The sequence below is a fragment of the Sphingopyxis granuli genome (assembly GCF_001559015.1).
Lineage (GTDB): Bacteria > Pseudomonadota > Alphaproteobacteria > Sphingomonadales > Sphingomonadaceae > Sphingopyxis > Sphingopyxis granuli.
Window position 1 is genome coordinate 4,300,477 of the sequence record NZ_CP012199.1, and the last position, 12,521, is coordinate 4,312,997.

At 69.1% G+C, this 12,521-nt stretch carries 6 protein-coding genes; 5 read left to right on the forward strand and 1 reads right to left on the reverse strand.

All coding sequences use genetic code 11. The annotated features are described in order from the left end of the window. Nucleotides 1–47: 47 nt before the first annotated feature. The 5 genes from SGRAN_RS19750 (at nucleotide 48) to SGRAN_RS19770 (ending at nucleotide 11,061) form a co-directional block, all read left to right on the forward strand. Nucleotides 48–410: a phosphoribosyl-ATP diphosphatase gene (locus tag SGRAN_RS19750; RefSeq protein WP_067107332.1), complete on the forward strand. Its 363-nt coding sequence runs from the start codon at nucleotides 48–50 to the stop codon at nucleotides 408–410. 11 nt (nucleotides 411–421) lie between these two features. Beyond that, the gene (locus SGRAN_RS19755) at nucleotides 422–799 is read left to right on the forward strand and encodes a histidine triad nucleotide-binding protein (protein WP_067107293.1); all 378 of its coding nucleotides are present in this window, start codon (nucleotides 422–424) and stop codon (nucleotides 797–799) included. A gap of 529 nt (nucleotides 800–1,328) precedes the next feature. Next, nucleotides 1,329–7,160, forward strand: coding sequence for an alpha-2-macroglobulin family protein (locus tag SGRAN_RS19760; RefSeq protein ID WP_082737374.1), 5,832 nt, complete (start codon nucleotides 1,329–1,331; stop codon nucleotides 7,158–7,160). Between the two features lie 65 nt (nucleotides 7,161–7,225). Then, nucleotides 7,226–9,361: a penicillin-binding protein 1C gene (gene pbpC, locus SGRAN_RS19765; protein ID WP_067107290.1), complete on the forward strand. Its 2,136-nt coding sequence runs from the start codon at nucleotides 7,226–7,228 to the stop codon at nucleotides 9,359–9,361. Between the two features lie 170 nt (nucleotides 9,362–9,531). After that, complete coding sequence (locus SGRAN_RS19770) at nucleotides 9,532–11,061, forward strand: amino acid permease (protein WP_067107288.1); 1,530 nt, start codon at nucleotides 9,532–9,534, stop codon at nucleotides 11,059–11,061. Nucleotides 11,062–11,155: 94 nt separating this feature from the next. On the opposite strand, the gene SGRAN_RS19775 is transcribed toward SGRAN_RS19770, so the two are convergent. After that, nucleotides 11,156–12,340 (reverse strand): multidrug effflux MFS transporter, encoded by a 1,185-nt coding sequence (locus SGRAN_RS19775; protein ID WP_234002514.1) that lies wholly within the window; start codon nucleotides 12,338–12,340, stop codon nucleotides 11,156–11,158. Between the last annotated feature and the right edge of the window lie 181 nt (nucleotides 12,341–12,521).

The following is a 12,521-nucleotide window of genomic DNA, read 5'->3' on the forward strand; positions in this document are numbered from 1 at the left end:
GCCGGGCCGCCTTGCTGTGTCGCGACGGCGCCGCTAACGGTCGCATCATGAGCAGCGGAACGACAAGCCTGACACCCGACACGCCGCCGATCGGCGCCGCGCTGTCGCGTCTGGAGGCGACCGTGCGCGAGCGGCTCGATTCGGGAACCGCCGCCTCCTCCTATGTCGCCAGCCTCGCCGCCAAAGGTCCGGCGAAGATCGCGCAAAAGCTGGGGGAAGAGGCGGTCGAGACCGTCATCGCGGCGCTGGCCGAAGACCGGACGGCGCTGGCCGGAGAGGCGACCGACCTCGTCTTTCACCTGACGGTTCTGCTCGCCGAGCGGGGCCTCGGCTGGGATGCGATCGCCGCCGAGCTCGACCGGCGCGACGGCGTCTCGGGCCACGCCGAAAAAGCCGCCCGACAATCATAGGAGCCCCCGACATGGCGATCGACGCGACGCTGCCCTACGACGACGGTAACATCTTCGCCCGCATCCTGCGCGGCGAACTGCCCGCGAAGACCGTCTACGAGGACGAGCATGCACTCGCCTTTCACGACATCAACCCGCAGGCTCCGACGCATATCCTGGTGATTCCCAAGGGCGCCTATGTCAGCTGGGACGATTTCTCGGCGCGCGCGAGCGACGCCGAAATCGCGGGCTTCGTTCGCGCGGTGGGAAAGATCGCGCGCGACCTCGGCCTCGTCGAACCCGGCTATCGCCTGCTCGCCAATGTCGGTCCCGACAGCGGGCAGGAGGTGCCGCACCTGCACGTCCACCTGTTCGGCGGACATGGGCTCGGCCCGATGCTCGTCCGCTAGGGCCTGTGGGGATTCGGGCGCTTGCGGACGCATAGGGGCGTGTCCCCGCGAAGGCGGGGACCCAGTGCGGTGGGACGCAAACCCTGATTTCCTCCACTCTGGGCTCCCGCCTTCGCGGGAGAACCTGGTTTTGTTTTGCGGAAAAACTGAATCTCCACAGGCCATAGCGCGGCGTGCCATAAACCTGCAACGACCCTTATCCGGCAGATTTAAGGCTCAATGCTCTAAACTCTGATGATTTTGGATTGACCCCCTTCGTCATTGCGAGCGGAGCGAAGCAATCCAGAGCGGTTTATGCCTGCTCTGGATTGCCGCGCGGCTTCGCCGCTCGCAATGACGATTCCATTCGATGTCATCTCCATTCGATGTCATCACGCTCCAGGACAGCACCCCCACCGCCTCGCAATGATCGCGATCACAGCGATGACGCCGTGCGTGGCGGATCCTGTGCGCTGCGCGGCAGCGGGTGGACTCCTGCCCCTGTTTCCAGCAGGATAGATACGCCAGCCGGCGCAGGAGAGTTGAGGCGATGATGCAGCGATGGCAGGGGCTGGGCGCACGCTTGGCCGGAAAGATGCGGCTGGCCCTGCTGGTTCCGCTCGGTCTCGCGCTCGCGGCGGCGGGCGGCGACACGGTGCCGCAGGTCACGCTCGCGACGCCGGGCAGCGCCAGCGGCGGTGACGGCGCGATCAGCCGCTTCACACTGCGTTTCTCCGAAGACATGGTGCCGCTCGGCGATCCGCGCGCGAAGGCGCCCGCCACCCATGACTGCAAGGTACCCGGCACCGGACGCTGGGTCGATACGCGGACGTGGGTGCTCGAATTCGACGCGCCGCTGCCCGGCGGCAAGCGTTGCCACGTCGAACTGCGCTCCGACCTCGCCACCGCGCGCGGCGTTTCGGTCGTCGGCAACGGCCGCTTCGCGATCGACACCGGCGGTCCGTCGGCGCGCGCCGTGCTCGCCGGGGGGACCTATGACGGGATCGAGGAGGATCAGCTCTTCCTCGTCGCCACCAACGTCGCCGCCGACCGCGCTTCGGTCGGCCGCTTCGCCTATTGCGCGGTCGACGGGATCGGAGAGAAGATTCCGGTCGACGTGCTGCCGCGCGATACCGCAGAGCGGATTCTGACCGGGCTCGGCGACGGCGACTGGTCGCGCCAGTCCTTCGCCTATGACGCCGGCCTGCCGCTGCGCCTGCCCGCGGCCGGCGCCGATCGTGACGCCGCGCTCGATCGCATCGTGCCGGTCAAGTGCCGCCGGCCGCTGCCGCCGGGCCGCGAGATGGCGCTCGTCTGGGATGCCCGCATCCAGCAGGCCGGCGTCCCCGGCCGTACCGCCGGTCGCGACCAGCGCTTCGACTATAATGTGCGCCCGGCCTTCACCGCCAAGATGGCGTGCAGCCGCGTCAATCCGCAGGCGGGCTGCAACCCGATCAAGGACGTCGTGGTCAAGTTCGCCTCGCCGGTGGCGCGCGAGACCGCACTCGCCGCGACGCTCGCCACCGCCGATGGCAAGCGCCTGACCGCGAAAGCCGACGCCGACGATGCCAATGATCGGTGGCTGACCCAGGTCCGCTTCGCCGGGCCGCTGCCGCAGAATGTCGACGCGACGCTGACCCTGCCCGCCGACGTCGTCGACCAGAGCGGCCGCAAGCTCGCCAACGCGTCGAACTTCCCGCTGAAATTCCACATCGACCGCGCCCCGCCGCTGGTCAAGTTCGCCGCGAGCTTCGGCATATTGGAGGCGAAGGAGGGCGGCGTGCTGCCCGTCACGGTGCGCGGGGTCGAATCGTCGCTCGTCCAGGCGAACCTCAGGATACCGGCGACCGCGCTGAAGGTCGGCGACGACGATGCGGCGGTCGCGCGCTGGCTGAAGCGCGTCGACGACGCCGACGACACCGACTATCGCGAGGAAAAGAACGCGCGCGGCGAAGAGGTTACCGTCAATTACACCGGCACGACATCGGTGTTCGACGGCGCGCCGGCGGGCGGCGAGCGCCGCGACCTGACGCTGTCGCCCCCCGGCGGCGGCAAGGACTTCGAGGTCGTCGGCATCCCCCTGACCGAAAAGGGCTTTCACGTCGTCGAGATCGCGAGCCCCGAACTCGGCGCCGCGCTGCTCGGGCGCAAGGCGACGCGCTATGTCGCGACCGCCGCGCTCGTCACCAACATGGCGGTGCATTTCAAATGGGGCCGCGAAAGCTCGCTCGCCTGGGTGACGGCGCTCGACACCGGCCTGCCCGTCGCGGGTGCGGAAATTCGCGTCAGCGACAGCTGCACCGGCCGCCTGCTCGCACGCGGCACCGCCGACAAGGCGGGCCGCCTCGCCTTCCCGAAAGGCCTGCCGCAGCCCGAAACCTGGTCGAGCTGCGACACGGACGCCGACCCGTCGAACAGCGAAGGCCATGCGCTGATGGTCACCGCGCGCGCGGGCGACGATTTCAGCTTCACCCTCACCGACTGGGGCAGCGGCATCCGCCCCTATGACTTCGACCTGCCCTATGGCTGGTCCGAACGCGGCGACATCCTCCACACCCTGTTCGACCGCGCGCTCGTCAAGGCGGGCGAGACGGTCAACATGAAGCATATCCTGCGCCGCCCCGTGGGCACGGGCTTCGCGGTTCCGCAGCCGATGGCGGGCCGGCTCCGCCTCGTCCATCGCGGCTCCGACACCGAGTTCGAAATGCCCTTCGCCATCGACGCGAGCGGCAGCGGCGACACGATATGGAACGTTCCCGCCTCGGCGCCGATGGGCGACTACGACCTCGTCTTCGTCACCAAGGACAAGGATGGCGAGGACAAGACGATCTGGAGCGACGCGTCGATCCGCGTCGACGAATATCGCCTGCCGACGATGAAGGCGACGGTCACCGGGCCCAAATCGGCGCTCGTCCGCCCGACCGCGGTGCCGCTGGCGCTGTTCGTCGGCTATCTGTCGGGCGGTCCCGCCGGGAACCTGCCCGTCGAGGTGCGCACCGCCTTCACCCCGCGCTGGTCGCCGCCCGAGGATTATCGCGACTGGGACTTCGACGGCCAGCCGGTCCGCGAAGGGGTGGTCCAACTCGACGACAGCGGCGAGGAACCCGAAGCCGACATGCCGCTCGCGCGGTCGGTGCCGATCACCCTCGGCGCCGACGGTACCGCGTCGACGAGCGTGGTCGTCGACCAGCCGATCGTCCGGCCGACCCAGATGGCGGTCGAGATGGATTATCAGGATGCGAACGGCGAGACGCTGACCAGCAGCCGGCGCATCACCCTCTATCCGTCGGCGGTGCGGCTGGGGGTCAAGACCGACGGCTGGCTGATGCGCGACAACGACCTGCGCCTGAAATTCATCGCGCTCGATCTGGACGGCAAGCCGATCGGCGGCCAGCGCGTCGCGGTGACCCTCTACAATCGCGAGATCATCACCGCGCGGCGGCGGCTGATCGGCGGTTTCTACGCCTATGACAACCAGATGCGCACGACGAAGCTCGATGCCGCGTGCAGCGCGACGACCGACAGTCTCGGCCGCGCGAGCTGCGCGATGGCGCCCGGCGTCTCGGGCGAGGTCACGGTGGTCGCGACGACGACCGACGCCGACGGCAACGAAGCGCGCGCGGTTCGCTCGGTCTGGCTCGCGGGCGACGACGACTGGTGGTTCGGCGGCGATAATGGCGACCGCATGGACGTGATCGCCGAACAGCCGCGCTACGCCGCGGGCGACACCGCGACCTTCCAGGTCCGCATGCCCTTCCGCGAGGCGACGGCGCTGGTCACCGTCGAGCGCGAGGGCGTGCTGTCGAGCTTCGTCACGCCGCTGAAGGGCACCGACCCGGTGGTGAAGGTCAAGCTGCCCGCGACCTATGCCCCCGACGTCTATGTCTCGGTGATGGCGGTGCGCGGGCGCGTGACCGGCGGCGAAAGCTGGTTCCGCAAGATGAAGCGCGCGGTCGGCTTCCGCATCGAAAACAGCGAGGGCGCGCCGCCGACCGCGCTCGTCGATCTCGCCAAGCCCGCCTATCGCATGGGCATCGCGCGGATCAAGGTCGGCTGGGAAGGCCACCGGCTCGGCGTCAAGGTGAAGGCCGACAAGGACAAATATGCGGTGCGCGAAACCGCGAAGGTGGCGATCGAGGTCAGGACCCCGAACGGCAAGCCCGCCGCGGGCGCCGACGTCGCCTTCGCCGCGGTCGACGAGGCGCTGCTCCAGCTCGCGCCGAACGACAGCTGGGCGCTGCTCGACGCGATGATGGGCGACCGCACGCTCGACGTGCTGACCTCGACCGCGCAGATGCAGGTGGTCGGCAAACGCCACTATGGCCGCAAAACACTCGCCCCCGGCGGAGGCGGCGGCGGCGACCTCAGCGGCCTGACGCGCGAGGATTTCCGTCCCGTCCTGCTGTGGAAGGGGCATGTCCCGCTCGACGCAAAGGGCCGTGCGACGGTCGAGGTGCCCATGTCCGACAATCTGTCGGGCTTCCGCCTCGTCGCGATCGCCACCGACGGCGCGCAATATTTCGGCACCGGCGAAACGAGCGTGCGCACCGTGCAGGACCTCGCGGTCTTTGCCGGGCTTCCCGAGCTGGTGCGCGCCGGCGACACCTATGACGCGCGCTTCACGCTGCGCAACGGCACCGACCGACCGATGGAGGTCGTTGCGACCCCGACGCTGTCGCCCGCGGTGGCGACCGGCCAGTCGCTGACCGTCACCATCCCGGCGGGCGGCGCGGTGCCGATCAGCTGGTCGATGACCGCCCCCGCCGAATCGGGACCGCTTGAATGGACGATCGAGGCGGTGTCGAAGAACGGCCGGCAACGCGACCGGCTGGTTTTCGCGCAGCAGGTCGAACCCGCCGTGCCGGTCGAGACATGGGCCGCCAGCCTGTTGCGCGTCGGGTCGGACACGTCATTGCCGATCGCCATTCCGGCGGGGGCTCTGCCCGGCGGCACCGTCGACATCGCGCTGGCGGGCACGCTCGCGCCGCCGCTTGCCGGGGTGCGCGACTATATGGCGATCTACCCCTACGACTGTTTCGAGCAATCGACTTCGCGCGCGGTCGCGCTCGGCGACCTCGGCCGCTGGCAAGCGCTCGCGGGCGCGATGCCGACCTATCTCGATGACGACGGCCTGCTGCGCTATTGGCCGAGCAGCCGGCTGGAAGGCTCGCCCGAGCTGACCGCCTATGTCCTCGCGATTACCGCAGCGAACGGCTTCGCGATCCCCGAGGCATCGAAGACAAAGATGGTCAAGGCGCTGCAGGCGGTCGTCGAGGGACGGCTGACCCGGAAGGGATATGGTCCCTACGACATCCGGCCGGTGCGCGTTGCCGCGCTGGCGGCGCTCGCGCGCAATAATGCGGCCAGCCCCGCGCTGGTGGCCGCGATCGACATGGCGCCCGCCGACATGGCGACCGGCACGCTCGCCGACTGGCTCGTCGCGATCGAGCGGACGCCGGGCGTCCGGGGCGCGGCCGCGCTGCGCACCGCCGCCGAGGCCGAACTGCGCAAGCGGCTCGTCTACGAAGGCATGCGTCTCGACCTCGTCGACGACGCGAAGGCGCCATGGTGGATGATGACGAGCGGCGACGAGATGGCGATCAAGACGCTCGAAGCCGTGCTCGGCCGCAAGGGCTGGGAAGACGACGCGGGCCGGCTGATGGTCGGCGTCGCGCAGCGCCAGCGCAAGGGCCATTGGGACACCACTCCCGCCAACGCCTGGGGCGCAGTGACGGTGCGCCGCTTCGCCGATCTCTATCCGGCGAGCGCGATCACCGGCACCACCACCGTCGGCCTCGCGGGCGCCAGCGCGTCGCAAGGCTGGCCGCTGCCCGCCGACGCCGCGCCGCTGCGCCTTCCGCTCGCCGCCGCGCCGATGACGCTCGCCCACCAGGGCAGCGGAGCGCCATGGGCGACCGTCCGCGTCCGGGCGGCAGTGCCGCTCAAGGAACCGCTCAACGCCGGCTATCGCATCAAGCGGTCGATGCACATCGTCAAGGCGGCGAACAAGGACCGGCTGACGCGCGGCGACGTCGTCAAGGTGCGGATCGAGATCACCGCGGCCGCGGGCCGGACATGGGTGATCGTCAACGATCCGATCCCGCCCGGCGCGACGATCGTCGGCAATCTCGGCGGCCAGTCCGAAATGCTTGCCGATCAGGCCAGCGGGTCGGGCTGGCAGCCAAGCTATGTCGAGCGCGGGCGCGACAGCTGGCGCGGCTATTTCGGCTGGATGCCCGCGGGCAAGCACGCGGTCGAATATGTCGTGCGGCTCAACGGATCGGGCCGCTTCACCCTGCCCGCGACGCGGGTCGAGGCGATGTATTCGCCCGCGATCCGCGGCCAGTGGCCGAACGCACCGCTGACGGTGGCGGCGGAGTGATGGAGCTGAAGCGCATCTTTCCATCGCCGTGATGATGGCGCGCATCGCAAGTTCGCAGTCCGACGATGACTGAACACGTCCCCCGCAAACGCCGCTGGCGCAACGCCTTGCTGTGGACCGCACTTGCCATGCTCGTTCTCGTCACGATCGCGCACCTTCTCACCCGCCCGCCCGCGATGCCCGATTACGAAACGGTGCGCGCCGGCTGGAAGCCCAGCGAGGCGTGGCTCTACGACCGCGACGGCCGCCTTCTCGACAGCAAGCGCGTCGATTTCGAACGGCGGCGGACGGCGTGGGTGCCGCTGGCGGCGATCAATTCCGCGCTGCGCGATACGGTGGTCGCGGCAGAGGACAAACGCTTCTGGTCGCACGGCGGCGTCGACTGGCTCGCGATGGCGAGCGCGGCCCGCGCGCGCTGGGGCGGCGGCCGATCGCGCGGTGCCTCGACGCTGCCGATGCAGCTCGCCGCCTTCCTCGCGCCCGAACTCGCACAGCCGGGGCAGCGCGGCTGGCGCGCGAAGCTTCGCCAGATGCGCGCCGGGCAGGCGCTCGCATCGCATTGGACCCGCGAACAGATGCTCGAGGCCTATTTCAACCTCGTGCCGCTGCGCGGCGAGGTGCAGGGGGTCGGCGCCGGCGCGCGCAGCCTGTTCGGCAAGCCCCCGGCACAGATGACGCGCACCGACGCCGTGCTGTTCGCAGCGCTGCTCCCCAATCCGGCGGCCGATGCCGGGGTGCTCGGGCGGCGCGCCTGTCGCCTCGCGCGTGACGACGACTGCGCCCCGCTGCGCGCCGCCGCCGCGACTCTGGTGTCGGGCGAGCGCGCCGCGCGCTTCGACCCCGCCCTCGCGCCGCACCTCGCCGTGCGCCTGCTCGACGCGCCGGGCAAGCGCGTGACGACGACGATCGACCGCCGCATCCAGGGCGCAGCGATCGTCGCGATGCGCCGCCAGCTCGCCGGGCTCGGTGCCGATCGGGTGCGCGACGGCGCGGTGGTCGTCCTCGACAACGCCACCGGCGACGTGCTCGCCTATGTCGGCGGGGTCGGGCTGAAATCGACCGCCGCCGCGGTCGACGGCGCCAACGCCCAGCGGCAGGCAGGCTCGACGCTCAAGCCGCACCTCTATGCGCAAGTGATCGAAAAGGGCTGGCTCACCGCCGCCTCGATTCTCGACGACAGCCCGGTGCAGCTCGACACCGCCTCGGGCCTCTATGTCCCCAAGAATTACGACCGCAGCTTCAAGGGGCCGGTCAGCGTGCGCCACGCACTCGCCGCGTCACTCAACGTCCCCGCGGTGCGCGCGCTCGTCATCGACGACGTCCAGCAGTTCCGCGACCGGCTGTGGGCGCTCGGCTATCATGGACTGGTCGAGGACGGCGACTATTACGGCTTCAGCCTCGCGCTCGGGTCGGCCGAGGTCAGCCTCGTCGAACAGGCGAACGCCTTCCGCACCCTCGCCAACCGGGGCCGCTGGTCGCCGATCCGTTTCGTGAAGGGCGCGGCAAAGGGGGAGGAACGCCGGATCGTCGATCCCGGCGCCGCCTTCATCGTCGCCGACATCATGGCCGACGCCACGGCGCGCGCCGACGCCTTCGGTGCCGACAGCGCGCTGCGCCTGCCCTTCTGGGCCGCGGCGAAGACGGGGACATCGAAGGGGATGCGCGATAACTGGTGCGTCGGCTTTTCGGATCGCTACACGGTCGCGGTCTGGGTCGGCAATCTGGAGGGGGATTCGATGCGCGCGGTGTCGGGCACCTCGGGCGCGGCGCCGGTGTGGCGTGACGTGATGCTCGCGCTCCACGCCGGCCGCCCCGGCAGGCCGCCGGGGATACCCGAAGGCGTCGAGGCGCGCCGCGTCAACCTGCCCGGCACGCGCGAGCCGCCGCGCCGCGAATATTTCCTGCGCGGCACCGCGCAGGCCGAGATGGCGGCCGCCCCCGCCGCCGCGCGCCGCCAGCGCATCACCAGCCCGGTCAGCGGCAGCGTCTATGCGCTCGACCCCGACATCCCGGCGGGCCGCCAGCAACTCGCGGTCGTGGTCAGCGGCGAGGTCACGGGTTTCCGCCTGATTCTCGACAAGCAAGTGCTCGGCGACGCCGACGCGGGACAGCAGATCGTGCCGCGCCCCGGCAGTCATATATTGACCCTCACCGATCCCGGCGGGCGGACGATCGACCGCGTGCGCTTCACGGTGCGATAGGACAGGCCGGCCACCGAACCGCGCCCGGAGCCGCCAAATTCACGGCGGAGCGATGGAAGCGAAGTTAAGCCATTCCCCATGAAATTATGTTGCGCTGACCGGCGGAGCGGTTAGTCTGCGCCGCCAGGAGACGGGCGGCGGCCCTTGCCGCCCGACAAGGGGACACTCGCATGGTATTTGGTCGTGTCAAACCGCTGGACGCCATATTGGCGACGGCGGAAAAGAAATCGTTGCACCGTTCGCTCGGCGCCTTCCAGCTCACCATGCTGGGGATCGGCGCGGTGATCGGCACCGGCATTTTCGTGCTGACCGCCGAGGCGGCGCAAAAAGCCGGGCCCGGCATGATGATCAGCTTCGTCATCGCCGGCTTCGTCTGCGCCTTTGCCGCGCTCTGCTATGCCGAAATGGCGGCGATGGTGCCGGTTTCGGGATCGGCCTATACCTATAGCTACGCGGTGATGGGCGAGCTGATCGCCTGGATGGTCGGCTGGGCACTGATCCTCGAATATGCGGTGGCCGCGGGCGCGGTCTCGGTCGGCTGGTCAGGCTATGTCGTCGGGCTGGCGGAGAATGCGCTGGGGATCGACATACCCTCCACATGGGTGCTCGGGCCGTTCGACGGCGGGATGATCAACCTGCCGGCGATGGCCATCGCGGGGCTGGTCACCTGGCTGCTGGTGATCGGCACGCGCGAATCCGCGACCGTCAACGCGATCCTCGTCGTCATCAAGGTGGCGGCGCTGACGCTGTTCATCGCGCTCGCGGTGCCGGTGATGAACATGGAGAATTTCGAACCCTTCGCACCGCTCGGCATCGGGGGGATCGGCGCCGCCGCCGCCTCCATCTTCTTCGCCTATGTCGGGTTCGACGCCGTGTCGACCGCGGCGGAAGAGACGAAGAACCCGCAACGCAACATGCCGATCGGCCTGATCGGCAGCCTCGCCATCTGCACCGTCTTCTACCTGCTTGTCGCCGCGGGCGTCATCGGCACCGTCGGCGCACAGCCGGTCGGCATCGACGCCGCCACCGGTCACGCGCTCGAACCCGGAAGCCGCGCGCTGGCGTCGGCATGCGGCGCGATCGGCGACCAGGCGGTCGTCTGTTCGAAGGAGGCGCTGGCCTGGACGATGCGTGAAATCGGCTGGCCGCAGGTCGGCAACCTGATCGGCCTCGCCGCCGGGCTTGCCCTGCCGTCGGTCATCCTGATGATGATGTTCGGCCAGACGCGCATCTTCTTCGTGATGAGCCGCGACGGGCTGCTGCCGCAGGCCTTCTCGCGGATTCACCCGAAGTTCCACACCCCGCATGTCATCACGATCATCACGGGCATTGCCGTGGCGCTGTTCGCCGCCTTCTTCCCGGTCGGACAACTCGCCAACATCTCCAACTCGGGCACGCTGTTCGCTTTCGCCGCCGTGTCGATCGCGGTGATGACGATCCGCCGCACCGATCCGACCCGGCACCGGCCGTTCAAGACGCCGATGATCTTCGTCACGGCGCCGATCGCGGTCCTCGGCTGCATCTATCTGTTCTTCAACCTCGATCACAAGAGCATCACGCTGTTCCTGATCTGGGCGGCGGTCGGTCTCGTCGTCTATTTCCTGTACAGCCGCTCGCGCAGCTATGTCGGCCGCGGGATCATCGACGTGCACGAAGACGATCCCGACGCACCGCCGCAGCCGGTGCCCCCGATCCCCTGAGCCGGCGATCGGAACTCGAAAGACGAAAGGGGGCCTCGCGCCCCCTTTCTCTTGCGCGGCCTCTCTGCTGCGCGGGCCGCCACCGTCCGGCGCGTCAGAAGGGGGTTTTGGCCGCGGTTCCCGGCCGGGTGAACAGCTTGCCGCGCTCGGCCCACAGGACCAGCGCCAGGCCGATGACGGCGCAGGCGCAGAAGGCATAGGCGAGCGGCAGCGTCGTCCCGTCGTACAATTGCCCGATCAGCGCCCCCGCCCCCGCGGCGAGCAGCGTCTTCGCAAAGCTCTGATAGGAGGAGGCGACGCCCGCCATATGGCCGAAATCCTCCATCGCGATCGAACCGAAATTGCTGCCGATGAACCCGATCAGACCGACGTTGATCATCATCAGAACCGTGAACATCCACAGCGTCTCGCCGCCGCTCAGCGCGACGAGGATCTGTGCGATCGACGTCGCCATGAAGGCGAAGACGGCGCTTTGCGACACGCGCCGTGCACCGAAGCGCTCGACGATCGCCGCGTTCGAGAAATTCGCCGCCGCGATGCCGATGGCGACGCAGGCGAAGACCAACGGAAACAGGCTTCGCGCGTCGAAGACGTCGGCGATGATCTGCTCGCTACTATTGAGATAGCCATAGAGCGCGGCCTGCATCATGCCCGAGGCGATCATGTAGCCCGCGGCGCGGCGGTGCCGCGTCACCGTCGCCCAGCCCGCAACCATCGTGCGCCAGTCGAGCGGGCGCACGTCGGCGTGAGCGAGCGTTTCGGGCAGCCGGCGCAGCCAGAGGATCATCACCACCCCCATCACCGCGAGGACGATGAAGATCGCACGCCAGCCGGCGACCGCCTCGACCCCCGCGCCCATCGTCGGGGCGATGATCGGCACGACCATGAAGACGAGGAAGATCAGCGACAGGCGCTTCGCCATCGCATCGCCCGAAAAGAGATCGCGGATCACCGCGACGACGATCACGCCCAGCGCAGCGCTGACCAGCCCATGCCCGAAACGCAGCGCGAGCAGCATCGGAAAGCTCATCGCGAGCCCGCAGCCGATCGACAGGATCACATAGCCGACCAGCGCCGGCACCAGCACCCCCTTGCGCCCGAAGCGGTCGGCGAGCGGGCCATAGACGAGCGAACCGATCCCGATGCCGAGCAGATAGACCGAGATCACATATTGGCGGTGGTTCGCCACCGCGACCTCCAGCCCGCGGCCGATCGCGGGCAGCGCGGGCAGCATCGAATCGATGGCGAGCGCGTTCAGCGCCATAACCATCGCCATCATGATCACCATTTCACGATCGCCGGGGAGGCTCAACCGCGGCGAAGGCTCTGTCATTTTGTGCATTGCAACAATGTATGCACATGCCGCCGCTTTGGATAGCCCCTATCCACGTGCCGGCCGGCGAAAGACTGGACGGCCCCATAAGCAAAGGGCCGCCCCGGTCGCCCGGGACGGCCCCTTC

What these genes read in the sequence shown, in the direction of transcription:
- SGRAN_RS19755 (WP_067107293.1), top strand. Translation starts at nt 422, where the DNA reads ATGGCGATCGACGCGACGCTGCCCTACGACGACGGTAACATCTTCGCC.
- SGRAN_RS19775 (WP_234002514.1), bottom strand. Translation starts at nt 12,340, where the DNA reads ATGATGGCGATGGTTATGGCGCTGAACGCGCTCGCCATCGATTCGATG.
- pbpC (WP_067107290.1), top strand. Translation starts at nt 7,226, where the DNA reads ATGACTGAACACGTCCCCCGCAAACGCCGCTGGCGCAACGCCTTGCTG.
- SGRAN_RS19750 (WP_067107332.1), top strand. Translation starts at nt 48, where the DNA reads ATGAGCAGCGGAACGACAAGCCTGACACCCGACACGCCGCCGATCGGC.
- SGRAN_RS19770 (WP_067107288.1), top strand. Translation starts at nt 9,532, where the DNA reads ATGGTATTTGGTCGTGTCAAACCGCTGGACGCCATATTGGCGACGGCG.
- SGRAN_RS19760 (WP_082737374.1), top strand. Translation starts at nt 1,329, where the DNA reads ATGATGCAGCGATGGCAGGGGCTGGGCGCACGCTTGGCCGGAAAGATG.